At 75.8% G+C, this 26,964-nt stretch carries 24 protein-coding genes and 1 rRNA gene; 22 read left to right on the top strand and 3 right to left on the bottom strand.

The window, feature by feature from the left end; all coding sequences use genetic code 11:
* Positions 1–88: ribosomal RNA gene (gene rrf / locus AB0637_RS20730) — 5S ribosomal RNA — on the top strand; the annotation flags it as partial.
* Positions 89–200: 112 nt separating this feature from the next.
* Here the strand turns inward: rrf and AB0637_RS20725 are convergent.
* Positions 201–1,430: a DUF1015 family protein gene (locus AB0637_RS20725; RefSeq protein ID WP_366174579.1), complete on the bottom strand. Its 1,230-nt coding sequence runs from the start codon at positions 1,428–1,430 to the stop codon at positions 201–203.
* A gap of 77 nt (positions 1,431–1,507) precedes the next feature.
* Here AB0637_RS20725 and AB0637_RS20720 point away from each other — a divergent pair, with 77 nt between their 5' ends.
* The 13 genes from AB0637_RS20720 (at position 1,508) to AB0637_RS20660 (ending at position 15,237) form a co-directional block, all read left to right on the top strand.
* Positions 1,508–1,924 carry a tetratricopeptide repeat protein gene (locus tag AB0637_RS20720; protein ID WP_366174578.1) on the top strand — a complete coding sequence of 139 codons (417 nt, stop codon included), beginning with the start codon at positions 1,508–1,510 and terminating at the stop codon, positions 1,922–1,924.
* Positions 1,921–3,039 (top strand): HAD-IIA family hydrolase, encoded by a 1,119-nt coding sequence (locus AB0637_RS20715; protein WP_366174577.1) that lies wholly within the window; start codon positions 1,921–1,923, stop codon positions 3,037–3,039. The genes AB0637_RS20720 and AB0637_RS20715 overlap by 4 nt, the downstream gene beginning before the upstream one ends.
* Positions 3,040–3,156: 117 nt before the next feature.
* A complete protein-coding gene (locus AB0637_RS20710) occupies positions 3,157–3,345 on the top strand; it encodes a hypothetical protein (RefSeq protein WP_366174576.1) in 189 nt (62 codons plus the stop codon).
* A 1-nt stretch (position 3,346) separates the two neighbouring features.
* Complete coding sequence (locus AB0637_RS20705; RefSeq protein WP_366174575.1) at positions 3,347–4,159, top strand: TlyA family RNA methyltransferase; 813 nt, start codon at positions 3,347–3,349, stop codon at positions 4,157–4,159.
* Positions 4,156–5,130: an NAD kinase gene (locus AB0637_RS20700; protein ID WP_366174574.1), complete on the top strand. Its 975-nt coding sequence runs from the start codon at positions 4,156–4,158 to the stop codon at positions 5,128–5,130. The genes AB0637_RS20705 and AB0637_RS20700 overlap by 4 nt, the downstream gene beginning before the upstream one ends.
* 8 nt (positions 5,131–5,138) lie before the next feature.
* Positions 5,139–6,959, top strand: coding sequence for a DNA repair protein RecN (recN, locus tag AB0637_RS20695; protein ID WP_366174586.1), 1,821 nt, complete (start codon positions 5,139–5,141; stop codon positions 6,957–6,959).
* A gap of 88 nt (positions 6,960–7,047) precedes the next feature.
* The gene (steA, locus tag AB0637_RS20690) at positions 7,048–8,193 is read left to right on the top strand and encodes a putative cytokinetic ring protein SteA (RefSeq protein ID WP_366174573.1); all 1,146 of its coding nucleotides are present in this window, start codon (positions 7,048–7,050) and stop codon (positions 8,191–8,193) included.
* Positions 8,194–8,239: 46 nt separating this feature from the next.
* A complete protein-coding gene (locus AB0637_RS20685; RefSeq protein WP_366174572.1) occupies positions 8,240–9,220 on the top strand; it encodes a copper transporter in 981 nt (326 codons plus the stop codon).
* Between the two features lie 50 nt (positions 9,221–9,270).
* Complete coding sequence (locus AB0637_RS20680; RefSeq protein WP_366174585.1) at positions 9,271–10,071, top strand: hypothetical protein; 801 nt, start codon at positions 9,271–9,273, stop codon at positions 10,069–10,071.
* A 15-nt stretch (positions 10,072–10,086) separates the two neighbouring features.
* Complete coding sequence (locus tag AB0637_RS20675) at positions 10,087–11,715, top strand: lipid II flippase MurJ (protein WP_366174571.1); 1,629 nt, start codon at positions 10,087–10,089, stop codon at positions 11,713–11,715.
* A 14-nt stretch (positions 11,716–11,729) separates the two neighbouring features.
* A complete protein-coding gene (locus tag AB0637_RS20670) occupies positions 11,730–12,806 on the top strand; it encodes a glycosyltransferase family 4 protein (RefSeq protein WP_366174570.1) in 1,077 nt (358 codons plus the stop codon).
* A 41-nt stretch (positions 12,807–12,847) separates the two neighbouring features.
* Complete coding sequence (locus AB0637_RS20665; protein WP_366174569.1) at positions 12,848–14,566, top strand: CTP synthase; 1,719 nt, start codon at positions 12,848–12,850, stop codon at positions 14,564–14,566.
* The gene (locus AB0637_RS20660; protein WP_366174568.1) at positions 14,563–15,237 is read left to right on the top strand and encodes an NUDIX hydrolase; all 675 of its coding nucleotides are present in this window, start codon (positions 14,563–14,565) and stop codon (positions 15,235–15,237) included. The genes AB0637_RS20665 and AB0637_RS20660 overlap by 4 nt, the downstream gene beginning before the upstream one ends.
* 106 nt (positions 15,238–15,343) lie before the next feature.
* Here the strand turns inward: AB0637_RS20660 and AB0637_RS20655 are convergent, their stop codons facing one another.
* Positions 15,344–16,270, bottom strand: a complete 927-nt coding sequence (locus AB0637_RS20655) for a methyl-accepting chemotaxis protein (RefSeq protein ID WP_366174567.1) — start codon at positions 16,268–16,270, stop codon at positions 15,344–15,346.
* Positions 16,267–16,812 (bottom strand): PAS domain-containing protein, encoded by a 546-nt coding sequence (locus AB0637_RS20650; protein WP_366174566.1) that lies wholly within the window; start codon positions 16,810–16,812, stop codon positions 16,267–16,269. Before AB0637_RS20650 ends, AB0637_RS20655 begins: the two co-directional genes overlap by 4 nt.
* Positions 16,813–16,987: 175 nt before the next feature.
* On the opposite strand from AB0637_RS20650, the gene xerD reads away from it, so the two are divergent.
* The 8 genes from xerD (at position 16,988) to AB0637_RS20610 (ending at position 26,942) form a co-directional block, all read left to right on the top strand.
* On the top strand, positions 16,988–17,998 hold the full coding sequence (xerD, locus tag AB0637_RS20645; protein ID WP_366174584.1) for a site-specific tyrosine recombinase XerD: 1,011 nt from the start codon (positions 16,988–16,990) through the stop codon (positions 17,996–17,998).
* 245 nt (positions 17,999–18,243) lie between these two features.
* Positions 18,244–19,098 carry an AAA family ATPase gene (locus AB0637_RS20640; RefSeq protein WP_366174583.1) on the top strand — a complete coding sequence of 285 codons (855 nt, stop codon included), beginning with the start codon at positions 18,244–18,246 and terminating at the stop codon, positions 19,096–19,098.
* 225 nt (positions 19,099–19,323) lie between these two features.
* Positions 19,324–21,903, top strand: coding sequence for an AMP-binding protein (locus AB0637_RS20635; protein WP_366174565.1), 2,580 nt, complete (start codon positions 19,324–19,326; stop codon positions 21,901–21,903).
* 270 nt (positions 21,904–22,173) lie between these two features.
* Positions 22,174–22,917, top strand: coding sequence for an SAF domain-containing protein (locus tag AB0637_RS20630; RefSeq protein ID WP_366174564.1), 744 nt, complete (start codon positions 22,174–22,176; stop codon positions 22,915–22,917).
* Between the two features lie 2 nt (positions 22,918–22,919).
* Positions 22,920–23,759 carry a hypothetical protein gene (locus AB0637_RS20625; RefSeq protein WP_366174563.1) on the top strand — a complete coding sequence of 280 codons (840 nt, stop codon included), beginning with the start codon at positions 22,920–22,922 and terminating at the stop codon, positions 23,757–23,759.
* Complete coding sequence (locus AB0637_RS20620) at positions 23,756–25,114, top strand: ATPase, T2SS/T4P/T4SS family (protein ID WP_366174562.1); 1,359 nt, start codon at positions 23,756–23,758, stop codon at positions 25,112–25,114. Before AB0637_RS20625 ends, AB0637_RS20620 begins: the two co-directional genes overlap by 4 nt.
* Positions 25,111–25,983, top strand: coding sequence for a type II secretion system F family protein (locus AB0637_RS20615; protein WP_366174561.1), 873 nt, complete (start codon positions 25,111–25,113; stop codon positions 25,981–25,983). Before AB0637_RS20620 ends, AB0637_RS20615 begins: the two co-directional genes overlap by 4 nt.
* Positions 25,980–26,942, top strand: a complete 963-nt coding sequence (locus tag AB0637_RS20610; RefSeq protein ID WP_366174560.1) for a type II secretion system protein — start codon at positions 25,980–25,982, stop codon at positions 26,940–26,942. Before AB0637_RS20615 ends, AB0637_RS20610 begins: the two co-directional genes overlap by 4 nt.
* Positions 26,943–26,964: the final 22 nt, after the last annotated feature.

The following is a 26,964-nucleotide window of genomic DNA, read 5'->3' as shown; positions in this document are numbered from 1 at the left end:
CGGTCTCATTCCGAACCCGGAAGCTAAGCCCACCAGCGCCGATGGTACTGCTCGGGAGACTGGGTGGGAGAGTAGGTCACCGCCGGCCACTCACTTTTGGTGAGAAGTGGAGGGGAGTGGCACCGCTACGGCGGTGCTGCTCCCCTCTTCTGCGTTCCCGGGCGGGTGCGCGAGTCCGACCCGCGACGTCGGCGCCGGCGTCAGCGCAGCCGCATCACGCTGCCGGCGAGGGGCTTGGGTCGGAAGGACGTCGTCTTGCGTCCCATGAGACCGCCGTCCCGCGCGAGGCGCGTGAGACCGGCCACCGTGGGGTGCGGCAGGAGGACCGCTGCAGATCCGCCCACAGCGGCGAGGACGACGGTGAGGTCACCCTGGTACCGGACGGCGTCGGAAGGCGTCCCCCCGGCACGGATCAGCGCGTCCACCCACGCCCCCGATCCACTGGCCGCGTGCGGAACGCGGTCCTGTTCCACGACGTGGGCGCCGGAGGGGAGCACGACGACCGCCTGCTGCGACCCCAGAGCCTGCTGGACCCGGCCCAGCGTCTCGGGTGACGCGTCCACGAGTCGGCGCCGCCGCTGGGCACCGTCGAGCACCGAGGCTGCCGCCCGCTGGGGAAGGATCCGGTGCAGCGCACGCAGATCGACCGGTTCGGTCGCGTCGTCGGCGACGGCCACGAGGAGATCCGCCGGCCGGCCCGCCGCACGTGCCGCCGACAGCGCGGCGGCGTAGCGGTGGTGCCCGTCGGCGATGAGGAACCGGTGCGTACGGGAGGCGTCGACCAGGGCGGTCACCACGTCGGGGTCGCGCACCCGCCACACCTCGACACCGGCTCCCTCGGACCGGAGCACGCGCTCTCCCAGACCCTCGGGGTGCGTCCAACGGACGGGCCAGGGGGCGCTGTCGACGACGAGGACGGGTTCCGAGTCGACGCGCGTCGCCTCGAGACGGTGCAGCCGAGCCGCGACGGCCTGCTCGAAGACCCCCTCGTGCGGGTGGACGCGAGGGTCGTCCGGGACCACGGTCAGGTTGGCGAGCAGGAAGTGCCGGACCCTCGCCTCGTTCGCGGTCGCCTCGCGCTGCCGCACCACGTAGAAGGACGCCGGGTCCTGCAGGAGCACCCCGTGGTCCAGCCAGTCGAGGACCAGCGGGCCGGTCGATCCCGTCCCGTACTCGGGCCGTTCCAGGTGGGTGACGACGTACGGCGAAGACGCGAGGAAGGCGGCGCGGCGCGACTTGTCGAGTTCCGTGTGAGGTGGGGCGAGCAACCCCGCGGGTGGACCCGCGACGTCCGGGTCGTAGCGCAGCCCGGGGAACGGCCGCAGGAGCGCATCACCGGTGGGTGCGACGGTGCCCGCGAGCTGGTCGGAGGGGGTGAGGCCCGGCAGCCCGCCCACCGGGGCGCGCGCCCCCGTGCGTGCTGAGTCCACCCGTCGCATCCTACGGTCGGGAGTGCCCGCGGCCCGCCCGCCCGCCGAACCCCGTCCCCGATCCACGAGGAGGCACCGTGCCCGGCCCGGAAGAGCCCGGCCGACCGTCCGGAGGACCCTACGAGTGGCTGCAGCGCGGGCTGGCGCTGCTGGCCGCGGGGGAGGCGGCCGCGGCGGCGACGCTCCTGACGCGGGCCCACGCCCAGGAACCGGGGTCCACCGTCGTCCTGGAGGCCTTGACCCGGGCTCGCTACGACTCGGGGGACATCCCCGGGGCGGTGGAGGCCTTCCGGGACCTGGCGGCCGCTCGACCGGCCGACGACTACGCTCACTTCGGTCTGGGGCTGAGCCTCAGCCGGCTCGGACGGTTCGGCCTGGCGGTCGAGCACCTGGCCATGGCCCACGCCATGCGCCCGGACCGGCCGGAGTACGCCGACCGCCTGCGACAGGTCCGCGCCACCATCCGGGCGCGGCAGAGCCCGGAGAACCCGTGACCCCCCGCGCGTCCGCCCCCTTCCTCCCCACCCGTGGCACGTTGCTGGAGGACCACGACGTCCTCCTGCTCGACCTCGACGGCGTCGTCTACGTGGGGCCCGACGCCGTGCCGCACGCACCGGAAGCGCTGCGCGCCGCCGCTGAGGCCGGGCACCGGCTCGGCTACATCACCAACAACGCCTCCCGGTCGCCGTCGACCGTGGCCGCGCACCTGCGCGACCTCGACGTGCCCGCGGCCGACGAGGACGTCGTCAACTCCGCCCAGGCCGCCGCCGACCACCTCGCCCGGGAGCTGCCGGCGGGCTCGCGCGTCCTGCTCGTCGGCACGACCGGTCTGCGGGAGGCCCTCACCGACGTGGGCCTGCGGCCGACGGAGGACCGCCACGAGGCCGTCGCGGTCGTGCAGGGCTTCTCGCCGGACCTGGGCTGGCAGCAGCTCGCCGAGGCCACGCACGCCGTCCGGTCCGGTCTGCCGTGGGTCGCCACCAACCTCGACGCCACCGTGCCGACCCCGGGGGGTCCGGCCCCGGGCAACGGCCTCCTCGTCGACCTCGTGGCGCGGGCCGCCGGACGCGGCCCCGACGTCGTGTGCGGCAAGCCGGAACGGGCGCTCTTCGACGCCGCGGTCGCCCGGCTGGGGGCCGCCCGTGCGCTGGTCGTGGGGGACCGGCTGGACACGGACCTGCAGGGCGCCCGCACCGCCGGGCTCGACGGGCTGCTCGTCCTCACCGGGGTGACCGGGGTGCGGGAGCTGCTCGCGGCCGAGCCGCACGAGCGGCCGACCCACGTCGGGCACGACCTGCGGTCCCTGCAGGACGCCCACCCGGGTGTCGACGTCGTCGCCGGTGACGTCGCCGGTGACGTCGCCGGTGACGGGGAGGTCACTGCGACCTGCCGCGACGCCGTCGTCCGCGTCGCCGGGGGCCGCTGCGCCGTCGCGGCGGACGCCGCGGGTCCGGACGGGCTCGACGTCCTGCGCGCGGCCGCGGCCGCCGTGTGGGCCGTCGCGGACGCCGGGAACGCGCTCACGGGTGAGGCCCTGACCGGGGCGGTCACGGCGGTGGAGCCGACCGTCGGCGTCCCGGACGGACCCGGCGCACGGTCCGTCGGCTGACGTCGGACCCCTCGAACACCGGGTCGAACACGCGGGGTGTGGACAGCCTGCAAGGCGATGTCGGGGGCGGCTTGTAGCGTGACGCCCGTGACTGAATCCGTGGGCCAGAGGTCTCCCGTGCCCACTCCTCCTCGTCCCGGGCCGGCCCGGTCGGAGGCCGCCGCCTCCCCGGAGCAGGACCGTGCGCTGCAGGACGTCCTGGACCGGCTCGACGGCCTGGACGCGCTCGGTGTCCACGACCACGTCGAGGTCTACGCCGCCGTCGACCGCGCCCTGCGGGAACGACTGGCCGGCGCGGAGTCCTGACGTGGCCGTCCGCAGGCTCCGGCTCGACGCCGAGCTGGTCCGCCGGGGGCTGGCCCGGTCCCGCGAGCACGCCGGTGAGCTCGTGAGCGCCGGCCGCGTCCGCGTCGGCGGGGCCACGGCGGCGAAGCCCGCCACCCAGGTCGACCTGGCCGCCGCGATCGTCGTCGAGGACGCCGGTGAGCAGGACGAGTACGTCTCCCGCGGCGCGCACAAGCTCGTCGGGGCCCTCGACGCGTTCGGCGTCGACGTCACGGGCCGGCGCTGCCTGGACGCCGGGGCCAGCACGGGCGGCTTCACCGACGTCCTCCTCCGGCGGGGGGCGGGCCACGTCGTCGCCGTCGACGTCGGCTACGGGCAGATCGCCTGGTCCCTGCGCACGGACGACCGCGTGACCGTCCTGGAGCGCACCAACGTCCGCACGCTGGAGCCGCAGGCCGTCGCGCCCGCCCCCTCCCTCGTCGTCGCGGACCTTTCCTTCATCTCCCTGACGCTCGTCCTGCCGGCGATCGTCCGTTGCGTGACCCCCGAGGCGGAGCACGTGCTCATGGTCAAACCCCAGTTCGAGGTCGGTCGCGAGGCGCTCGGCGCGGGCGGTGTCGTCCGCAGCGCCGAGCTGCGCGCCGGCGCGGTCCGGCACGTCGCGACGGCCGCGGTGGCGACGGGCCTGGGCGTCCGCGGTGTCGCGGCCAGCCCCCTGCCCGGTCCCAGCGGCAACGTCGAGTACTTCCTGCACCTCGCCGCCGGCGCTCCGCCGCTCGACGAGGACGCGCTGGCGCGCGCGATCGCCGAGGGACCGCAGGCGGGGCTCGCGTGAGCGCCGAGGAGGCACCCGTGGGGTGCGTCGTCCCGCAGGCCGCGCGCAGCGTCCTCGTCCTCGCGCACACCGGTCGGCCCGAGGCCGTGACGGCCCTGACGAAGGTGGTGCACCGCTTCGAGGAGGCGGGCATCCAGACCGTCATGACGCCCGAGGAGGCGTCCGCACTCGCCGCGGAGGACCGCGACCGCGTCGTGCAGTGCGAGCTCGAAGGAGCCGTCGACACGGCCGAACTCGTCATCGTCCTCGGCGGCGACGGGACGATCCTGCGGGCCGCCGAGATCGTCCGGGGCAGCGACACCCCGCTGCTCGGTGTGAACCTGGGCCACGTCGGCTTCCTCGCCGAGGCCGAGCGCGAGGAGATCGTCGGGACCGTCGCGCGCGTCGCCGCCGGCGACTACCGCGTCGAGGAGCGCATGACCCTCGACGTCCAGGTCGTCCACGACGGAGCCGTCCTGGCGTCCTCCTGGGCGGTCAACGAGGTGTCGGTCGAGAAGGCCAACCGCGAGCGCATGCTCGAACTCGTCGTCGACGTCGACGGCCGGCCCCTCAGCAGTTTCGGGGGCGACGGCGTCATCGCGGCCACCCCCACCGGCTCGACGGCCTACGCGTTCTCCGCCGGCGGGCCCGTCGTCTGGCCCGAGGTCGAGGCCCTGCTCGTCGTGCCGATCAGCGCCCACGCCCTCTTCGCCCGACCGCTCGTGATCGCCCCGACGTCGGTCGTCGGTGTGGAGGTGCTGCCCGGCACAGGTGACGGCGGAGTGCTCTGGTGCGACGGCCGCCGGACGTTCGCGGCCCCGGCCGGGTCCCGGGTCGAGGTCCGTCGCTCGGCCCAGACGATCCGGCTGGCGCGGCTGAGCAGCGGCATCTTCACCGACCGGCTGGTCGCCAAGTTCGGACTGCCCGTCACCGGCTGGCGGGGCCCGCGCGAACCGCAGGGACCGCGTGGGGCGGGGGGGCCGCGACCGTGATCGAGGAGATGCACATCCGCTCCCTCGGCGTCATCCGCGACGCGCGGCTGCCGCTCGGGCCCGGCCTGACCGTCATCACGGGGGAGACCGGGGCGGGCAAGACGATGGTCGTCACGGGCCTCGGCCTGCTCATGGGCGAACGGGCCGACGCCGGTGCCGTCCGGGCCGGTGACGAGTCCGCCGTCGTCGAGGGCCGGGTGCAGGTCCCCGAGGACGGGCCCGTCGCGGCCCGCACGCGCGAGGCCGGCGGCGAGGTCGACCAGGGCGAACTGGTCCTGGCCCGCACCCTGTCCGCGGGCGGACGCAGCCGGGCCCACGTGGGCGGCCGCAGCGCGCCCGTCGGGGTGCTCGCCGAGATCTCCGAGCACCTCATCGCCGTGCACGGGCAGACCGACCAGCTCCGGCTGCGGTCCGGTGCCCAGCAGTTGCGGGTGCTGGACGCCTTCGCGGGCACCGTCGTCGCCGACGACCTCGCCGCCTACCAGCGCGTGCACACGCGCTGGCGGGCCGTGAGCGCCGAGCACGACCACGTCGCCGGCCACACCGCCGAACGCGCGCGCGAGGCCGAGCTGCTGCGCCTGGGCCTCGACGAGGTCGAACGCGTCGACCCGCAGCCGGACGAGGACACCGCCCTGCGCGAGGAGTCCGAACGGCTGGCCCACGTCGAGGTGCTCCGGACGGCGGCGGCCACTGCGCACGAGGCGCTCACCGGCCAGGGAGCCGACGACGGCGTCGGTGAGGGCGGAGCCGACGCCCGCGTCGACGCGGCCCGCCGCGCGCTGGCCCAGGCCGGGGACCACGACACCGCGCTGGCGGCCCTGGCTGCCCGCGCCGAGGAGGTCTCCTACCTGCTCGCCGACCTCGCGACGGACGTCGCCGCCTACGCGGGGTCCCTCGAGGCCGACCCGCTGCGGTTGCAGGTCGTGCAGGAGCGCCGGGCGCAGCTGAGCGCCCTGGTGCGACGGCACGCCGTCGACCCGGGCGAGGGCGTCGCCGGGGTCCTGGCCTGGGCCCGGGAGGCCTCCGACCGGCTGCTCGACCTCGACGACGACGGCCGCCTCGAGACGCTGGCCAAGGAACGGGACGAGCTGGAGGACGAGCTGCGCCGGCTCGCGGGGCGCCTCACGGCGGCCCGCCGCACCGCGGCCGGTGACCTGCAGGAGCGCGTCGCCGCCGAGCTGGCCGCCCTGGCGATGCCGAGCGCGCGGCTCGAGGTCGCCGTCCACACGGGGCACGACCTCGGTCCCTGGGGCTGCGACAGCGTCGAACTGCTGCTCGCGGCGCACTCCGGCGCTGCGCCGCGACCGCTCGCCCGCGGCGCCTCCGGGGGTGAGCTGTCCCGCGTCATGCTGGCGCTCGAGGTGGTCCTGGCGGGTGCGGACCCGGTGCCCACCATGGTCTTCGACGAGGTCGACGCGGGGGTCGGTGGGCGCGCGGCGGTCGAGATCGGGCGCCGGCTGGCCCGGCTCGCCCGCAGCACGCAGGTCGTCGTCGTCACCCACCTCGCCCAGGTCGCGGCCTTCGCCGACACGCACCTGACGGTCGTGAAGACCGACGACGGCAGCGTGACCGAGTCCGGTGTCGTGCGCCTCGACGACGACGGCCGGGTGAGCGAACTGGCCCGGATGCTGTCCGGGCGCGGCTCGGGCACCGAACGCGCCCACGCCGAGGAGCTCCTGCGCTCCAGCCGCGCGGAGGCCGTGGCGGAACCGTCGACACGTCGTGGCGGACGGGCGGGCACGGCGCGTGCGGCGCGGGGCGGTGCCGCCCGCGTGGGACGATCGGCGTCCGCCCCGGGAACCGGCGGGGCGCGGAAGGCACGCAGCTGAGGAGATCGGGCGAGTGGTGAGGCGTCGACGCGACCGTGGCGCCAGTGCGCCCGGATCCGCCGGTGCAGGGTCGGTCGGCACCGGTGCCGTGCACGGCACCGTCCGCGTCGACCGCCGGACGAAGCGCCTGACCAAGCGGCTCAAACCCGGTGACATCGCCGTCATCGACCACCTCGACCTCGACCGCGTGTCGGCCGAGGCCCTCGTGGCCTGCGCGCCGGCCGCCGTCGTCAACGCCTCCCGCAGCACCTCGGGGCGCTACCCCAACCTCGGGCCCGGCATCCTCGTCGAGGCCGGCATCCCCGTCCTCGACGACGTCGGCACCGACCTCGTGGCCGAGCTGTCCGAGGGCACCAAGGCCCTCCTCGTCGGTGACCGGCTGCAGGTCGACGGCGTCGACGTCGCCACCGGGCGCCGCCTCACGGCCGACGTGGTGGCCGCCGACATGGAGGTCGCCCGCGCCGGCCTGTCGCTGCAGCTGGAGGCGTTCGCGGCCAACACGATGGAGTACCTGCGCCGCGAGCGGGAACTGCTGCTCGACGGCGTCGGCGTGCCCGACATCCGCACCGACCTCGACGGCCGGTACGTCCTCATCGTGGTGCGCGGGTACCACTACAAGGAGGACCTCGTCACGCTGCGCCCCTACGTGCGCGAGTACAAGCCCGTCCTCATCGGCGTCGACGGCGGCGCGGACGCCATCCTCGAGGCCGGGTACAAGCCCGACCTCATCGTCGGCGACATGGACTCGGTGTCCGACGCGGCCCTGCGCTGCGGCGCCGAGATCGTCGTCCACGCCTACCGCGACGGGCGCGCCCCCGGGCTGGAGCGCGTGCGCTCCCTGGGCATCGACGCCGTCGTCTTCCCGGCCACCGGCACGAGCGAGGACGTCGCGATGCTGCTGGCCGACGACAAGGGCGCGACGCTCATCGCGGCCGTCGGCACCCACGTCACCCTCGTGGAGTTCCTCGACAAGGGCCGCGCCGGCATGGCCAGCACCTTCCTCACCCGCCTGCGCGTCGGCGGCAAGCTCGTCGACGCCAAGGGTGTCTCCCGGCTCTACCGCTCGCGCGTGTCCGACGTCCAGGTCCTCGTGCTCGTGCTGGCCGGGGTGCTGGCCCTCGTCGCCGCCCTGCTCGTGACACCCACCGGACAGGCGATCCTCGCCGTGACGGGGGCCCGGCTCGAGGACGCGTGGGCGGTCGTCGTGGGCGTGCTGCCCGGTGAAGGTCCGTGAGGGCCGCGACCGTCCCCACCCGCACCACCGACCGACAGGATGAGCAGTGATCGACTTCCGCTACCACGTGGTCTCGCTGGTGTCGGTGTTCCTCGCCCTCGCCGTCGGCATCGTGCTGGGCGCGGGGCCGCTCAACGAGGGGATCTCGACGGGCATCACCGACCAGGTCCGCCAGCTGACGACCGAGAAGAACACCCTGCGCACCGAACGCGACCAGGCGCTCTCGACGGTCGACCAGCAGGACGCCTGGGCCGAGGCGGTCGGGCCGGCCCTCGTGGCCCGTCAGCTCGGCGGCCGCAGCGTGGCGGTCGTGGAGCTCCCCGGGGCCGACTCCAGCCAGGTCGACGCCACCACGGAGGAGCTGCAGGCCGCGGGCGCGACCGTGTCCTCGCAGGTCACCCTGCAGGACAAGTGGTTCGACAGCAGCCAGACCGCCACGGCCGACCGGCAGAAGGCGGCCTCCTCGCTCACCGGGCAGTTGACGGCGGCGCCGGCGACCGCCGCCGGCACCGAGGACCTCCTCGCGGCCGAGCTGTCCCGCGCGCTCGTCACCTCCGAGCTCGCGCAGGCCGAGGGGCCCGACGACGGCGCCCGCACGGTGCTCACCACGCTGTCGGACGCCGGGCTCGTCGACGTCCAGGGCGGCACCGGCACGGCACCGGCCCGGGCGACCCTCGTCGTCGTCGTGGGCGGTGCCGGGGACGCCGACGCGACCGACGCCGTGCGCCGGTCCACGGCGGCCGCGTGGACGGCGCTGCTGCGCGAGCTGGACGGCGCCAGCGCCGGTGCGGTGCTGGCCGGTCCGCCGGACGCCGCGGCCGACGGGGGACCGGTGGCCGTGCTGCGCGCCGACGGTGACCTGGCCGCCGACGTCAGCAGCGTCGACGACCTGGACTCCCCGATCGGGCGCATCAACGTCGTGCTCGCCCTGCGTCAGCAGCTCACCGGTGGCGCCGGCCAGTACGGCACCGCCGACTCCGCGACCGAGGTCAGCCCGCCGCTGCCGGCGGCCGCGAGCGCGTCGTGAGCGGGCTGCTGCGGGCCGTGGTCGCCGTGGGCGGGGCCTTCGGAGCCGGGGTGCGGGCGGGCGAGCTGTTGCGCCGCACCCCGCCCGGTGGGGCCGACCGCTGGGAGCGGACCAACCACGCCGGGCGTCCGCTGACCCTGCTGGAGGGCCCCACCGCGGCCCTCGCCGTCGGGGCGGGCTGCCTCGCCGCGCGGCCCGGTTGGCGGGCCGCCGGCCTGCTCGCGGCCGCGGGTGCCGCCGGGCTCGGCGCCGTCGACGACCTCGCCGAACGCCCCGACGACCGCTCCGGCGGCGCGCGCGGGCTGCGCGGCCACCTCGACGCCCTGCGCCGGGGCCGGCTCACCACGGGTGCCTGGAAGGTGCTCGGCATCGGGGCCACCGGTCTGGTGGCCGCCGCCGTCGCCGAACGGTCGCATGGCACCGGGGCGGGGCCGGTCCGGGTGCTCGACGTCCTCGTGGGCGGCGCGCTCGTCGCGGGTGCCGCCAACCTCGTGAACCTCTTCGACCTGCGCCCCGGCCGGGCCGTGAAGGTGGCCGCGGTGACCGCCCTGTCGCTGTCGGCCGGTCCCGGCGCCGGGGACGCCCGCCCCCTGGCGGGGGCGGTCCTGGGGACGTCCGCCGCCGTCCTGGGCGACGACCTCGCCGGGCGCAGCATGCTGGGGGACACGGGGGCGAACGCGCTCGGTGCCGTCGTGGGCGTCGCGGCCCTCGCCCGCTGGGACCGCACCGGCCGCGCCGTCGCCCTCGGGGTCGTCGTCGCCCTCACGCTGGCGTCGGAGAAGGTGAGCTTCAGCCGGCTCATCGAGGCGCAACCCCTGCTGCGCGAGCTGGACCGGCTGGGTCGTCCGTGAGCCGTCCGTGAGCCGGTGGTGAGGCCCCCCCGCCTCGGGGCGGGGTCCGTCGCCGCGGCCGCGGCCTCGGTGGCGCTGCTGACCGTCGCGGCGCGGGTGGCGGGGTTCGGCCGCATCTTCGCCTTCAGCCAGACCGTCGGCGACAACTGCCTCGGCACGGCGTACACGACGGCGAACCAGGTGCCGAACGTCCTCTTCGAGGTCGTCGCCGGAGGTGCCCTCGCGGGTGTCCTCGTCCCCCTGCTGTCCTCCCGCCTGGCCTCCGACGACCCCGCCGAGCGGGCGGCCGCGTCCCGGACCGCGTCGGCCGCGCTGACGGTCAGCGTGCTCGCGCTCGTCGTCGTCGGGGCCGTCACCGCGCTGGTCGCCCGCCCCGTCATGTCCCTCCTGCTGGCCGACGGCTCCGACGCCGAGTGCGGCGGGTCGCTGCTGCGGCTGGCGACGGTGATGCTCTGGGTCTTCCTGCCCCAGGTCCCGCTCTACGCGGTCGCCGTCGTCTTCGCGGGCGTGCTGCAGGCCCAGCAGCGGTTCACCGCGCCTGCCGCCGCGCCGCTCGTCTCCAGCCTCGTCGTCGGGGCGACCTACCTGCTCTTCGGGGCCCTCGTCCCCGCCTCCGTCGTCGAGGGGGACCTGGCCGACGTCCCGCGCACCGGGATCGCCGTGCTGGCCGGCGGCACGACCCTGGGCGTGCTCGCCCTCGCGCTGACGCACCTGCCCGCGCTGCGCGGTCCCGTGCGCTGGCGGCCGGCCCTGCGGCCGGCTCCCGGCGACGGCGCCCGGTTGCGGTCCCTGGCCCTGTCCGGTCTCGCGGTGCTCGTGGCCCAGCAGGTCGTGACGGTCGCCGTCACGGCGGTCTCCAACGACGCCTCGGCCGGCGCGGTCAACCGCTGGAGCTACGCCTGGGCGCTCTTCCTGCTGCCGTACGCCGTGCTCGCGGTCCCGGTGGCGACGGCCGTCTTCCCCCGGCTGGCCCGGGCCGCCGACAGCGGCCGGGCCGAGCTCGGCGGCGTCCTCGCCCCCGCCGTGCGGGCGGTGCTGCTCGTCAGCTCCCTCGGCGCGGCCGTCCTCGTGGCCGTCGCCGTGCCCGTCGCCGTCGTCTTCGTCCACGGCCGGGTCGGGTCGGGCCGCTCCGGCGACCTCGGCCTGGCACTGGTCCTCTTCGCCCCCGGGCTGCTCGGCTACGGGCTCGTCGCGCTGCTCACCCGGGCGCTCTACACCCTCGGTGCCGGACGCAGCGCCGCCGTCGCCGTCGTCTCCGGCTGGGCCGTCGTCCTGGTGGGGGTGCTGCTGCTGCCGCTCGCCCTGCCCGCCGACCACGTCGTGTCGGCGCTCGCGCTCGCGCACACGGCCGGTCTCACGGTCGCGGGCGTGCTGCTGCTGCGCGAGGTGCACCGGGCGGTCCCCGGTGCCCTCGGGGGAGTCGGGCGCGTCGTCGTCGCCGCGGTCCTCGCCGGTGCCGTCGGGGGAGCCGTGGGGGCGGTCCCGGGCCTGGTGTGGCGCACGACCCACGTCGTGGCCGCCGTCGGCCAGGGCCTCGCGCTCGCCGCCCTCGCGGGCCTCGTGTGGTTCGTCGTGGCGCGCCTGGCCGTCCCCACCGACCTGCGGACCCTGTCCGGCACCGCCCGGCGGGTGGTCCGCCGGTGACCCGAGGAGGAGACGTGCCCCCAGCGGCGCCCGACGGCCCGGTCCTGTTCGTCCTCGGCAGCAGCGCCGGGGGCGTCGTCCGCCACGTGACGGCCCTGGCCCGGCGGTTGCACGCGGACGGCGTCGACGTCCGCGTCGCCGGTCCCGCCGAGACCCTCGCGCGCCTCGGGGCGTCCGTGCCGACGACGGTCGTCGAGATCGGCGCGTCCCTGGACCCGGTGCGCGACCTGCGGGCCGCGGCCGCGCTGCGCCGCGCCGTGACGGCCGTGCCGGGGGTCCTCGTCCACGCGCACGGGGTCCGCGCGGGGTTCGTGGCCACGCTGGCCCTGGCGACCACGCCGCGGCGCACCCCCTTCGTCGTCACGGTGCACAACGCCGTCCTGGGGTCCGGGGCCAGAGCGCGCCTCGGCACCGCGGTGCTGCGGGCCGTGTGCCGGCGGGCGGACGTCGTCCTCGGCGTCTCCGGCGACCTCGTGGCGCAGGCCCACCGCCTCGGCGCCTCCGTGGCCGACCGCGCGCTCGTGCCGGCCCCCGCCCTGCCGCGGGGGGAGGCCGCCCGTGGTCGGGAGGTGCTCGGCCCCGGTCCGGTGGTCCTCGCCGTGGCCCGGCTGGCGCCGCAGAAGGGCCTGGGGACGCTGCTGGACGCCGCTGCGGACGCCGGGGCCCGCGTCGTGGTCGCCGGCGACGGTCCGCTGCGCTCCGCGCTCGAGGACCGCGTCCGGGCGCAGGACCTGCCCGTGCGCTTCCTGGGGTCGCGCTCCGACGTCGCGGACCTGCTCGCGGCCGCCGACGTCGCCGTCAGCACGAGCGTCTGGGAGGGACAGCCCGTCTTCGTCCAGGAGGCGCTGCGCGCCGGGGTCCCGCTCGTGGCCACCGACGCGGGCGGGACCCGCGAGGTGACCGGCGACGCCGCGCTGCTCGTGCCCGTCGGGGACGCGGCCGGTCTCGCGGCCGCCGTGCGGCGGCTGGTGCAGGACCGCACGGAACACGCCGTGCGGGCCGAGAGGGCGCGGCAGCGCGCGACGCAGCTGCCCACCGAGGACCACGCGGTCGCCCAGGTCCGCAGGGTCCACCGGGCCGCCCGCGGCTGAGGCGCCCCGCCCCGTCGCCGCGTCGGGTACGATCGAACCCCGTGGCGAACCGCAGCACCCCCGAGTCCCAGACCCAGCACGTCTTCGTCACCGGGGGGGTGGCCAGCTCCCTCGGGAAGGGTTTGACGGCCTCCAGCCTCGGTCGCCTGCTCCGCGCCCGCGGTCTCCGCGTGGCCATGCAGAAGCTCGACCCTTACCTCAACGTGGACCCCGGGACGATGAACCCGTTCCAGCACGGCGAGGTGTTCGTCACCGACGACGGCGCCGAGACCGACCTCGACATCGGGCACTACGAACGGTTCCTCGACGTCCGCTTCGACGCCTCCGCGAACGTCACCACCGGTCAGGTGTACTCGGCGGTCATCGCCAAGGAACGGCGCGGGGAGTACCTCGGCGACACCGTGCAGGTCATCCCGCACATCACCAACGAGATCGTCGACCGCATGCGGGCCCAGGCCCGCGAGGACATCGACGTCATCATCACCGAGGTCGGCGGCACCGTCGGCGACATCGAGTCGCTGCCGTTCCTCGAGGCCGCGCGCCAGGTGCGCCAGCGCCTCGGCCGGGACAACGTGTTCTTCGTCCACGTCTCGCTCGTGCCGTACATCGGCCCCAGCGGTGAGCTCAAGACGAAGCCGACGCAGCACTCCGTCGCCCAGTTGCGCAACATCGGCATCCAGCCCGACGCGATCGTCTGCCGGGCCGACCGGGAGATCCCCGAGGGCGTCAAGCGCAAGATCGCCTCGATGTGCGACGTCGACGACGAGGCCGTCATCGCCTGCGTCGACGCCCCCTCGATCTACGACATCCCGAAGGTCATCCACCGCGAGGGCCTGGACGCCTACCTCGTCCGCAAGCTGAACCTCAGCTTCCGCGACGTGGACTGGTCGACCTGGGACGACCTGCTGCGCCGCGTGCACAACCCCCGCCGCCGCGTCGAGATCGCCCTCGTCGGCAAGTACATCGACCTCCCCGACGCCTACCTGTCGGTGACGGAGGCCCTGCGGGCCGGCGGTTTCGCCGAGGACGCCAAGGTGGACATCCGCTGGGTGCCCTCGGACGAGTGCGCGACCCCCGAAGGCGCGCAGAAGCAGTTGCACGGCGTCGACGCGGTCTGCGTCCCCGGTGGTTTCGGGGTGCGCGGCATCGAGGGCAAGCTGGGCGCGCTGCGCTGGACCCGCGAGAACGGTGTGCCGACCCTGGGCCTGTGCCTCGGCCTGCAGTGCATGGTCATCGAGTACGCGCGCAACGTCGCGGGCCTGACCGACGCGAGTTCCACGGAGTTCGAACCCGACGCGCAGCACCCCGTCATCGCCACGATGGCCGAGCAGCGCGAGATCGTCTCCGGTGAGGGTGACATGGGCGGCACGATGCGCCTGGGGTCCTACGAGGCCGTCCTGAGCAGTGGTTCCGTCGTGGCCACCACGTACGGCAGCGAGCGGATCTCCGAGCGCCACCGCCACCGCTACGAGGTCAACAACTCCTACCGCGAGCAGCTGACGGCGCAGGGCCTGGTGTTCTCGGGCACGTCCCCGGACCGCGAACTCGTCGAGTTCGTGGAGCTGCCCGCCGACGTGCACCCGTACTACGTCGGGACGCAGGCCCACCCGGAGTTCAAGTCGCGGCCCACGCGCTCGCACCCGCTGTTCTCCGGGCTCGTCGCCGCCGCCCTGCGCCGCCAGCGCGAGGGGCAGCTCATCGACGTGGAGCCCGAACCCGCCGACGTGACCGGTGAGGAACTCTCGGACGTGACCGCGTGAGCTTCCCCGCCGAACTCGGCGTCCCCGTCGTCGACGGGGCCGAGCTGGCCGACGCGCCGGTGCAGCGGACGGTGTCCGAGAGCGAGACCGTGTTCCACGGCCGCGTCTGGGACGTCGTGCGCGAACGGGTCGAACTGCCCGACGGTGGGACGGTCGTCCGCGACCTGCAGCGCCACCCCGGCGCGGTGACCGTCCTCGCCCTCGACGACGACGAGAACGTCCTGTTCATCCGGCAGTACCGCCACCCGGTGCGCCGGGAGCTGTGGGAACTGCCCGCCGGGCTCCTCGACGTCGCGGGCGAGGAACCCCTGCTCGCGGCCCAGCGGGAACTGGCCGAGGAGGCCGACCTCGTGGCGGCCGACTGGGCCGTCGTGGCGGACTGGTTCAACTCCCCGGGCGGCTCGAGCGAGGCCAACCGCATCTACCTGGCCCGCGGTCTGTCCGCGGTTCCCGAGGCCGAGCGGCACGTGCGCGAGGACGAGGAGAAGGACCTCGTCCCCGTCCGGGTCCCGCTGGACCAGGCGGTCCGCGCGGTGCTGGAGGGGCGGCTCGCGAACCCGGGCAGCGTCGTCGGCGTCCTGGCCCTGCAGGCCGCCAAGGCGAACGGCTGGGCGGACCTGCGCCCGGCCGGCACGCCGTGGCCGACCGGGCTGACCAGCCCCACGTCCTGACCCCCCACGTCCTGACCCCCCACGTCCTGACCCCCCACGTCCTGACCCCCCACGTCCTGACCCCCCACGTCCTGACCCCCTGCGGCCTGAACCCCCGCGTCCTGGGTCAGGACCCCCGGACGGTCGCGACGAAGCCGGTCACCTGCTGCTGCAGGAGGCCGGCGACCTCGGACAGGCCGACGGAGCCGTAGCCGCCGGAGACGGCGTCGGAGATGGCGCCGACCTCGGCGTCCATCCCCTCGATGCGCCGCGCGACGCCCTCGATGACGGCGACGGCCTCCTCGGTGGCCTGCATGCTCGCCGCGACCTGCGCCGCGATGACGGCGTTGGACTGGGCGGCCTGCTCGGCGAGGCTCTTGACCTCCTCGGCCACGACGGCGAACCCGCGGCCGGCCTCGCCGGCGCGTTCGGCCTCGATGGTCGCGTTGAGCGAGAGCAGCCGCGTCTGGGCGGCGACCTTCTCGATGAGCTGCACGGCCTCCTCGATGCGGGCCGAGGCGCTGCGCAGCGACTCCACGGTCGCCACGGCGCGCTGGACCTCGGTCACGGCGTCGCGGGCCGTGCGCGCCAGTTCGGCAGCGCCCGACCCGGCGCTGGTGGCGCCCGCGCTCACCTGCTCCGAGGCGGACAGCACGGTGCTCTCGAGCTCGTCCGCGAGGGCCAGCCGGGCGGCCGTCGCCTGGTCGAGCTCGGCACCGGCGGTGGCGCTGGCCCGGCGGGCGGCGTCGATGACCCGGGCCCCGTGGCGGAAGGCGCCCTGCGTGCCGCCCAGCAGGAAGCGGCGGTGGAAGCGTCCCTCGCTGGCGGCCTCCAGGGTGGCGGAGGCGTCCCGCACGAAGGCGTCGGTCATGTCGAGCTGGTGGTTGAACGCGCGGCGCAGGTCGACGAGGAGGTCGTCGTCACCGAGGTGCGGCACGCGCGCCTCGAGGTCCCCCGCGGCGGCGCGGCTCGCCACCTCGACGAGGGCCCGCAGGACCTCGTCGTGGTCGCGGCCGGTGTCCTGGGGGGCGCGGAACAGGCTGCGGAGGTTCACGCGGCGGCTCCTTCGGGGGTCAGGGACCACACGAACTCCTCGTAGGTCTGGCCCGCGGCCGCCAGCTGGGCCGCCAGCGCGGCCCGGGAGGCCTTGACGGCGTCGGCGGGCCGGGAGTGCCGGGCCTCGACGGCCAGCAGCTCGTCGTAGAGCCGGCGCACGGCCGCGACGGCCGCCGGCTCGGGCACCCGCCGGTTGGAGTGGTAACCGAGCAGCTTGCCGTGCGCGTCCACGCTCGGCGTGACGTGCGCCAGCACCCAGTAGTGGGCGCCGTCGGCGGCGAGGTTGACGACGTAGGCGAACATCTCGCTCCCGCTGCGCAGGGTCTCCCACAGCAGGTCGAAGACCCCGCGGGGCATGCCCGGGTGCCTGATGATGTTGTGCGGCTGCCCCACGATTTCGGCCTCCGTGAGCGCCGAGACCCGGAGGAAGACCTCGTTGGCGTAGGTGATGACACCCCGCGGGTCCGTCTTGGTGACGATGAGCTCGTCGTCACCGAAGCGGCGCTCGACGCCCGTGGGCGCGGTTCTAGAAGCTCGCATGGTCTCCCATCGGCCGGACGGGCGGTCCGCTTGAGCGCAGCGTGAGGGCGGCGCCCCCGCCCTGCTCCGCGTGGGTCCGACCGCACGGAGCAACCGGTCCCCTAGGGTCGAGGGCGTGTCCGCCGCCTCCCTCGACGCGCGGCCGGTCCCGCCCGCGGGTGAGGAGCCGGCCGCCCTGCAGCACGCGGTGCGCGACTACCTCGGTCACCTGCACGTCGAGCGGGGCCTGTCGGAGAACACCCTCGGCGCCTACCGCCGCGACCTGGCCCGCTACGTGCGGTTCCTCACGGCCCGCGGCGTCACCGAGCCTGGCGAGGTCGACGAGGCCACCGTGAGCGCGTTCGTCGTGGCGCTGCGCTCGGGGGAGGACGGCGGTGCCGTCCTGACGGCGAGCTCGGCGGCGCGCACCGCCTCGGCCGTGCGCGGCTGGCACCGCTTCCTGCACGCCGAGGGCCGCAGCGCTGCGGACCCGGCCGTCCTCGTCCGGCCGCCCACGCCGCCCCGCCGCCTGCCCACCGCCCTCAGCGTCGAGGAGGTGGAGCGGCTGCTGGAGACGGCCGGCCTCGGTGGGGAAGGACCGCAGGCCGCCGTGCCGCTGCGCGACCGCGCGCTGCTCGAACTGCTCTACGGCTGCGGGGCGCGGATCAGCGAGGCCGTGGGGCTCGACGTCGACGACGTCTCCGCCGAGGTGCTGGGGGAGACGGGGGTGGTCCGGTTGCGCGGCAAGGGGTCCAAGGAACGCGTCGTCCCCGTGGGGTCCTACGCCCAGGCGGCCCTGGAGCGCTACGTCGTCCGCGCGCGCCCGCACCTGGCCGCCCAGGGCCGGGGCACACCTGCGGTGTTCCTCAACACCCGCGGCGGCCGGCTGTCCCGGCAGAGCTCCTGGGCGGTGCTGCAGTCCGCGGCCGGGCGGGCGGGCATCACCCGCGCCGTGTCGCCGCACACGTTGCGGCACTCCTTCGCGACCCACCTGCTGCGCGGCGGCGCCGACGTCCGCGTCGTGCAGGAGCTGCTGGGGCACGCCTCGGTGACGACGACGCAGGTCTACACGCTCGTGACGGCCGACAACCTGCGCGAGGTGCACGCCGAGTCCCACCCCCGGGCCCTGCTGACGGGTCCGGTCGGCACCGCAGCGGAGCCGGACGGCCACGACCCGTCGCCACCACCGGCCCCTGGTGCCGACTAAGGTCACGCCAGACCGACCGCCCGTCCCTCCGACCGCCCGAGGAAGTGCCACGTCCCGTGACCAGCGAGTTCCCGTCGTCCGCCCCCGCCACGCCGCCCGTCCCCGGATCCTCCGTCTTCGGTCCCGGCGTCGACGCGTTCCGTGAGCGGGCGCAGCAGCCGGTGCAGCCGCCACGGGAGACTCCCGCGCCCAGCGCACAGCCGACGCAGCAGCCGGCCCCGGAGCCGCGCCCGGTGCAGGCCGAGATGGAGCTCGGTCCGCAGAACGGGCCGACGGGCAGGCCGGTGCCGACCTTCCCCGTGCCCGCCCGCCTCGAGCAGCACGGGCCCGCGCGCGTCATCTCGATGTGCAACCAGAAGGGCGGGGTCGGGAAGACGACGACGACCATCAACCTCGGGGCTGCGCTCGCCGAGTACGGCCGACGCGTGCTGCTCGTCGACTTCGACCCGCAGGGGGCGCTGTCCGCGGGGCTGGGCATCAACCCGCACGAGCTCGACAAGACCGTCTACCAGCTCCTCATGGAGCGCGGCACCGACGTGCGCGAGGTCATCCGTGAGACGGCTGTCGACGGCCTGGACCTGCTGCCGGCGAACATCGACCTGTCCGCGGCCGAGGTCCAGCTCGTCGGCGAGGTCGCGCGCGAGAGCGTCCTGGCCCGGGCCCTGCGTCCGGCCCTCGGCGACTACGACGTCGTGCTCATCGACTGCCAGCCGTCGCTGGGGCTCCTGACGGTCAACGCGCTCACGGCCTCGCACGGCGTCCTCATCCCGCTGGAGTGCGAGTTCTTCGCCCTGCGCGGGGTGGCGCTGCTCGTGGAGACGATCGAGAAGGTGCGCGAGCGCCTCAACCCCGCGCTGGAGATCGACGGCATCCTCGCCACGATGTACGACGGCCGCACGCTGCACAGCCGGGAGGTCGTCACCCGGGTCGTGGACGCGTTCGGTGACGACGTGTTCCACACGGTGATCGGCCGGACGGTCAAGTTCCCGGACGCCTCCGTCGCCGCCGAACCCATCACGTCCTACGCGTCGAACCACCCCGGGGCCGAGGCCTACCGGCAGCTCGCACGTGAACTCGTCGCGCGCGGCGACGCCGCCTGAAACCTCCCGTCCGTAAGGGTTCAGGAGCGCGGAGATGGCGCGCGGTGCAACCTCCGGGACGCTGAGTAGCGGTTCGTCCCCCGGTCGGGCCTGATCTCCCCAGAACCCCCGCAGTCGTCCGTGCGAGGGGGTAGCGACGGGCTAGTGTGCGGCCCACGAGACCGGTCTGCAGGGCCGGTCGGGGGAGGGGGCTCACCCGTGGGGCAACACGCAGGGACGGACGTCGTGGGCGCTGGGTTCACGAGGTTCTCCGAGGAACACGCGCAGGGCCAGCTGCTGCCGCGCATCGTCGACGTCGCGCTCGCTCGGGCGGACGAGGTGGTCGTGGCCGACCCCGGAACGCGGTTGACCGGCGCCGGTCTGCTGCAGCGCGCCGCCCTCGTCCGGCACGCCGTCCTGGCCCACCACCGCGCCGACGGGCGGGACCCGCAGGAGGTCCCCGTGGCCGTGCTGCGCGGCCACGACGCGGGGGCGGTCGCGGCCGTCGTCGGCGTCGTCGCCGCCGGTCACCCCGTCGTCGTCCTGGACCCCACCACCCCCGCCGTCCGGCTGCGGCACTACGTCGAGGCCGCCGGCGCGACCCTCGTCGTCAGCGACGCCGACCGGCGCGCGACGGCGGCCCAGGTCGCCGGCACGGTCGTCGACCCCGACTCCCACGTCGGTGCGCAGGACGGCTCGGACCACCTCGCGGCCGCCTCGGCGCTGCTGACGCGGACCGCTTCCCCGGACGACGTGGCCGTCATCGTCTACACGTCGGGGTCGACGGGACAACCCAAGGGCGTCGCCTGCGACCACCGCTCGATCCTGCACGACACGTGGGTCAACTCCGAGGCCACCGGCGCCTACCCCGCCGGCAGCGTCGTCGCGCACCTGCTGCCGATGGCGTTCAGCGCGGGCACCACGCCCACGCTCGCCGGGTTGCTCGCCGGGTCGCGGCTGGAGCTGTTCGACCCCCGCCGCCGGTCGGTCACCGAACTGCCCGGGTTCCTGCGCGAGGTCGGTGCGGACGTGCTCCTCGCGTCCCCGGCCATCCTGCGCGGGGTCGTGACGACGCTGGGCCCCCAGGGCCGTCTCGACGGACTGAAGACCGTGACGATGGCGGGGGAGACGGTCCACGGCGCCGAGCTCGCCGCCGTCCGCCGCGCCGTCGGCCCGGACTGCGTGCTGCGCAACCGCTACGGCTCGACCGAGACCTGGCTCATGACCGAGTACGCGATCAGCGGCGACGACGAGGCCCCCGAGGGCGCCACGCCCGTCGGCTGGGCGGTCCCCGGCGCGCGCCTGCAGGTCGAGCTCGAGGACGGCACCTTCGCCGACACCGGGACCGGTCGCGTCGTCCTGACCTCGCGCTGGCTCGGGGCCCGCTACTGGGGCAACCCCGAGAAGACCGCTGAGGTGTTCTCCGACAACCCCGACGGGTCGCGCACGTTCCGCACGAGCGACGTCGGCAGCCTCGGGCCCGACGGGTGCCTGAGGCTGCTCGGCCGCAGCGACCACAGCGTGAAGATCCGCGGTCTGCTCGTCGAACCGGGCGAGATCGACGCGCTGCTGTTCGCCCAGCCCGACGTGCGCGAGGCGCTCGTCGTGGGCCGGCCGAACCCGCGGACCGGTCGCACGGGTCTCGTGGCGTACGTGGTCCCCGAGGGGTCCCGGCCCCAGGCCTCGGCCGTCCGCGCCGTGGTGCGCGAGAACCTGCCCTCGCACATGGTCCCCGAGCACGTCGTGTTCCTCGACGCGTTGCCGCGCACCGACCGCGGCAAGCTCGACCGGTCGCAGCTGCCCGAACCGCCCCGCAGCAGCGCCCCGTTCGAGGTGCCGCGCTCGAGCTGGGAGGAGGTCGTCCACGAGCAGTTCTGCGCCGTCCTGGAGCTCGAGGACCTCTCGATCCACGACGACTTCTTCGAACTCGGCGGGGACTCCCTCGCGGCCGAGGCCCTCGTGAGCCGCGTCGAGGCCCTCGGTGCGGACGGCGTGAACACGACGGGGGGGACCTCGATCGTCGCGGCCGCCCCGACGGTCGCCTCCTTCGCCATCGCCGTCCGGTCGCAGACCCGCAGCACGCGGCCCACGCTCGTCCCCCTGCGGAGCGAGGGCCAGGGCCGGCCGCTGTTCCTCGTCGCCGGTGCCGGCGGGGCCGCCCTGGCCCTGCGCACGCTCGCGCAGCGCCTCGTCCCGGGTTTCCCCGTCCTGGGGTTGCAGGCCAACGGGTTGGAGAACCGGGCCCTGCCCGACTGGTCCGTGCAGAAGATGGCGCGCCGGCACGTGGCGACCGTCCGCGAACAGCAGCCGGACGGTCCGTACCGGCTCGCCGGGCACTCGATGGGCGGTCTCGTCGCCCTCGAGATGGCCCAGCAGTTGCGGCGCGCAGGCCAGGAGGTCGAACTCCTCGCGATCCTCGACTCCTTCCCGCCGAACCCCGCCGTCATCCCGGCGCCGGAGTACCCCGGGTTCTACGCCAAGGCCAAGGAGGCGGTCTCGCTCGCCCTCACGGGCATCAAGGCGCACCCCGGTCTCGGGCACTACGTCCGGTTCTTCCGCCAGGGCAATTTCCTCCAGCGCCGGTACACGACCGACGTCTACCCCGGCCGCACGCTCGTCGTCGTGGCCGCCGACGACGTCGACGCCTCGATCCGCCGGCAGTGGGCCCCGCACCTCAGCGGCAGCTTCGTCGTGGTCCCGGTGGCCGGCGAGCACATGTCGATCCTGCGCGATCCGCGGGTCGAGGCCGTCGCCGAGGAGTTGTCGCGCGAGGTCTCCGGCCTCGGGTCCGGGGTCCGGGCCGGCGAGGAACTCGCCGACCGCTGACGGTCCTGGACCTCCACCACCGACGACCGTCGGTGGCCGCGGCGGCGGTGTCCCCGGACACCGCCGCCGCTTCCGCGTTCCGGCGCGCGCCACGCGACGTCCGCCCTGGCCGGTCCCCGGAGCGCCGCGCGGCCGGACGGCGCGCAGTCACCCGATCTGAGCACACAGCGTGCCCACGGCGTCCGCTGGCCGGGTGAACAGGCTGTTCCGGACGGCGCAACGACCGCCGAACGTCACCGGCGGCCGGACCGGCGCTGGCACCGTCGAGACATGCCCACCGCCTCCCCGTCGCTCCCGCACGTCCGCGGGCCCGTCGTCCCCGGTGCCACCTCCGCCGCCGGCCGCGTGCCGGGTCCGGTGCGCGAGCGCCGCCCGGTGCTCACGGCCTTCGGACTCGTCCTCGTCGTGGCGGGAGCGCTCGGCAGCGCGCTCGTCGTCCACCGCACGGGCGAGCGGGTCGACGTCCTCGTCGCCCGCACCGACATCGCCCCCGGCCAGCTCGTCCAGGCCTCGGACCTGCGGACGGCCCGGGTGGCCGCCGACGGGGCCGCCGTCGTGCCGGCCCAGGCGCTGGAGAACTTCGTCGGCACCCACGCCACGACCCGCATCCCGGCGGACACCCTCGTCAACCGCACGATGTTCCTCGCGGGGGAGACCGTGCCCGCCGGTGCGGCGGTGGTCGGGGTGGTCGTGCGCGCCGAGCAGCGCCCGACGGCACCGCTGGCCGCCGGGGACGTCGTGCGCGCCTACCTCGTGGCCGCCGACGGGGCCACCACGGTCACCGGTCAGCCCGCCGGCACGGTGCTCCTCGACGCGGCGCGCGTCGTCGCCGGCGGCACGCCGGACGTCACGGGCCCGGGCGACGTCACCGCCACCTCGGGCGCGGGCGACGTCTCCCTGCTCGTCCCGCAGGCCGACGCCGCCACCGTCGTCGCCGCCGCCGCGGCCGGGCAGGTCGCCCTCGTGCGGCTCGCCGGCGCGACCACCCCGTCCGTCGACCTGGCGGGGAGCTGACCGTGGCCGTCGTGACCTTCCTGTCCGCCAAGGGGTCCCCGGGTGTGACGACCACCGCCCTGCTGGCCGCCGCCCTGTGGCCGCGCCCCGCCCTGTTCCTGGAGGCCGACCCTGCGGGTGGTGACCTGGCCGCCCGCCTGTCCGCCCCCGACGGGGGCGTCCTCGACACCGGGCGCGGTCTGCTGCCCCTGCTGAGCGCCGCCCGCCACGGGCTGGACGCCGCCGCCGTCCTGGACCAGGCGCAACCCGTCGCCGGGGGGACGCAGGTCGTCCTCGGGGTCGGCGGGCCCGGTCAGGCCCTCGCGGCCGGCCGGGGCTGGGCGGCCCTGGCCGCCGCGGTCGGGGAGCTCGGTCGCCCGTCCGGGGACGACCCGGACGCGCCGGGACCCCTCGACGTCCTCGTCGACGCCGGTCGCGTCGGCGCGGCGCCCCTGCACCTGGACCTGCTGCGCGGCAGCGACTGCGTCGTCGTCCTCGTCCGGGCCGAGACCGCGGCCGTCCTGCACGCGCGGGACCGCGTGCAGCTGCTGCAGACCGCCCTGCGCCGTCCCGACGGGTGGCGGCCCCGCCTGGGGGTCGTCGTCGTGGGGGACACCACCCGGCGCTCCGGTGACGTCACGTCGGCCGTGGACGTCCTGCGGTCGGCCGTCCCCGGCGTCGAGGAGCTGGGCCGCCTCCCGCTCGACCCGGTCGGCGCCTCCGTCTTCACCGGTGGACGCGTGACCCGGCCGGAGCGGACGGCCCTCGTCCGGGCGGGACGCACCCTCGTCGCCGGCCTCGTGGGCACCCTCCCCGCCCTCCTGCCCGTCACCGTCCTGCCCGCGCCCCGGAGCGCCGCGTGAGCACCACCGCGACCGGCACCACCGCTACCGACCGCGCCGTCGCGCACTGCCCCGACCACGACCTCGTCCGCCGCGTGCGGCAGGCCGTCGCGGACCGGCTCACGTCCTTCCGCCGCCGGGAGGAGGCCGGCGGGCGGCCACCCCTGACCCCCGCCGACGAACGCCAGTTCGCCCGCTCCCTCGTCGTGCAGGTCCTGGAGGACCACGCCCGCGCCGAACTCGCCGCGGGCCGGGAACCGCTCACCCCGGCCGGGGAGGAGGCGGTCGCCGCGGCCGTCGGTGCCGCCCTCTTCGGCGTCGGGCGCCTGCAGCCGCTGCTGGAGGACCCCGACGTCGAGAACGTCGACGTCAACGGGTGCGACCGCGTCTTCGTCAGCTACGCCGACGGCCGCGAGGAACTGCACGACCCGGTCGCGGAGTCCGACGAGGACCTCGTGGAACTCGTGCAGGTCCTGGCCGGGACCGTCGGGCTCGCGAGCCGACCCTTCGACGCCGCGAACCCGCAGCTGGACCTCCGGCTCCCCGACGGGTCCCGCCTGTCGGCCGTCATGGGTGTCTGCCGCCGGCCCGCCCTCAGCATCCGCCGCGCGCGGCTGGCCACCGCGACCCTGGCCGACCTCGTCGCCGCCGGCACCATGACCGACGACCTCGCGCAGTTCCTGCGCGCCGCGGTCCGCGCCCGCAAGAACGTCATGATCGCCGGGTCGACGAACTCGGGGAAGACGACGCTGCTGCGCGCCCTGGCGGCCGAGATCGGCCCGCACGAGCGGCTCATCACCGTCGAACGCGCACTCGAACTCGGACTCGACCTGGATCCGTTGCACCCCAACGCCGTCGCGTTCGAGGAACGGTTGCCGAACTCCGAGGGTCAGGGTGCCGTGACGATGGCCGACCTCGTGCGGCGGTCCCTGCGCATGAACCCCAGCCGCGTCATCGTCGGGGAGGTCCTCGGCGACGAGATCGTCACCATGCTCAACGCCATGAGCCAGGGCAACGACGGGTCCCTGTCGACCATCCACGCGAACTCCTCCGCCGAGGTGTTCAACCGCATCGCGACCTACGCGCTGCAGGCCTCCGAACGCCTCCCCGTGGAGGCGACGCACCTGCTGGTGGCCGGGTCCGTCGACTTCGTCGTGTTCCTGCACAAGCAGAACACCCACCACCTCGGGGGCGGGATGCGCCGCGTCGTCGCCAGCGTGCGGGAGGTGACGGGCGTCGACGGTCGCGTCCTCAGCTCCGAGGTGTTCCTCGCCGGACCCGACGGGACGGCCCGCGCGCACGCCCCGCTGCAGTGCGCCGACGACCTCGCGGCCGCCGGGTACGTCGCCCCGGCCCACGAGGGGTGGGTCGCGTGACGGAACTCCTCGCACCCGAACTCCTAGCGCCCGAACTGCTCGTCGCCCTCACCGCGACCGTCGCCGGCGGCGGGGTCCTCCTCACCGTCCTCGGGGTGCGCGGCCGGGCCGCCGGCCGGCCGGCCCGCCGTCCCGGTCGCCACGGAGGGGCCGCCGGCCGGCGGTTGCTCCTCGCCGTCGGCGCGGGCGTCCTCGCCCTCGTCCTCACGCGCTGGGTCGTCGCGGGGATCGGCATCGGCCTCCTCGTCGCCGGGTGGCACCGCCTCCTCGGCGGCAGCGCCGCCGAACAACGCGGCACGGCCCGCATCGAAGCCCTCGCCACCTGGACGGAGTCGTTGCGCGACACCATCGCCGGCGCGATCGGGCTCGAGCAGGCCGTCCCGGCCACCGCGGCCACGGCGGCGCCCGCGCTGCGCCCCGCGCTCACCCTGCTCGTCGACCGGCTCCGCGTCCGCGAACCCCTCCCCGAGGCGCTCCTGCGCTTCGCCGACGACGTCGACGACCCCAGCGCCGACGTCGTCGTCGCGGCCCTCGTCCTCAACGCGCGGCTGCGCGGCCCCGGCCTGCGGGACGTCCTCACGGCGCTCGCGGCCTCGACGCGCGAGGAGCTCGACGTCCGCCGTCGCATCGAGGCCAGCCGCCGCAGCATCCGCCGCAGCGTGCAGATCGTGCTCCTCATCGTCCTCGGGGTCATGGGGCTGCTCGCGGTGTTCAACCGGGACTACGTCGCGCCCTACGGCACGCTCACGGGGCAGCTGGCCCTCGTCGTCGTGGCGGGCCTCCTCGTCGCCGGGTTGGCCTGGTTGCGCCGCCTCGCCCAGGCCGACCCGCACGACCGGTTCCTCGCCGTGCGGGCGGCGGGTTCGTGAGCGAGTTCCAGACGGCCCTCGCGACGGGGGCCCTCACGGCGACCGGCCTCGTCGTCCTCACCGCGGCACTCGTCCCCGCCCGTCCGTCGGTGGGTGCACGGGTCGCCCGGCTGGACGGCGCCCGCCGCTCGGTCCACCGTCGCGTGCTGTCCGACGCCGAAGCCGCCGCCTCCACCGCGCCGGCCCGGGGGCCCGTCGGACCGTCGGCCCTCCTCAGCCGGTCGGTGTCCCGGCTCGGCGACCGGCTCGAGGTGCTCGCCGCCGACCGCGGCTGGCGGTTACGCCGCACGCGCGCCGACCTCGCCGTCCTGGGCCGCGGCACGGGGGAGTTCCTGGCCACCAAGGTCGTCGCGGGGGTGCTCCTGCTGCTGCTGGCCCCGGTGTGCTGGGCCGTCCTGCGGGTCTGGGGGGTTCCGCTGCCCGGCGGGGTCCCGCTCGCCCTCGCGCTCGTCCTCGGCCTGGCCGGTTTCACCGTCCCCGACCTCGCCCTGCGCGGGGAGGCCACCCGGCGCCGGCGGGACCTGCGGCGCGTCGTCGGCGTGTTCTCCGACCTCGTCGCGATGAACCTCGCCGGCGGCCGCGGGTTGCCCGAGGCGCTGCTGGGTTCGGCCTCCGTCAGCGACTACTGGGCCCTCGTCCGGATCCGGCAGGCCCTCACCGGGGCGCGGCTGGCGGGGGCGACGCCCTGGCAGGCGCTCGGCGCGCTGGGGGAGGAACTCGACGTCCCCGAGCTCGTCGACCTCGCCGGCGCCCTCGCGCTCGCGGCCGACGACGGCGCGACGATCCGCGGCTCCCTCGCGGCACGGGCGGCGACGTTGCGCCGCAAGGACATGGCGGAGGTCGAGGGGGAGGCGGGCGAGAAGTCGCAGTCGATGCTCGTCGCCCAGCTCGTCCTGTGCACCGCGTTCATGGTGTTCCTCGCGTTCCCGGCCGTGCACAACCTGCTCGCCACCGCGTGAACAGCGCCCCGCACCACCCCAC

The sequence above is a fragment of the Kineococcus sp. NPDC059986 genome (assembly GCF_040702905.1).
In the GTDB taxonomy this organism is placed as follows: Bacteria; Actinomycetota; Actinomycetes; order Actinomycetales; family Kineococcaceae; genus Kineococcus.
The sequence above is the reverse complement of the archived record's forward strand: the minus strand, read 5'-3'. Positions and strand labels throughout refer to the sequence as shown.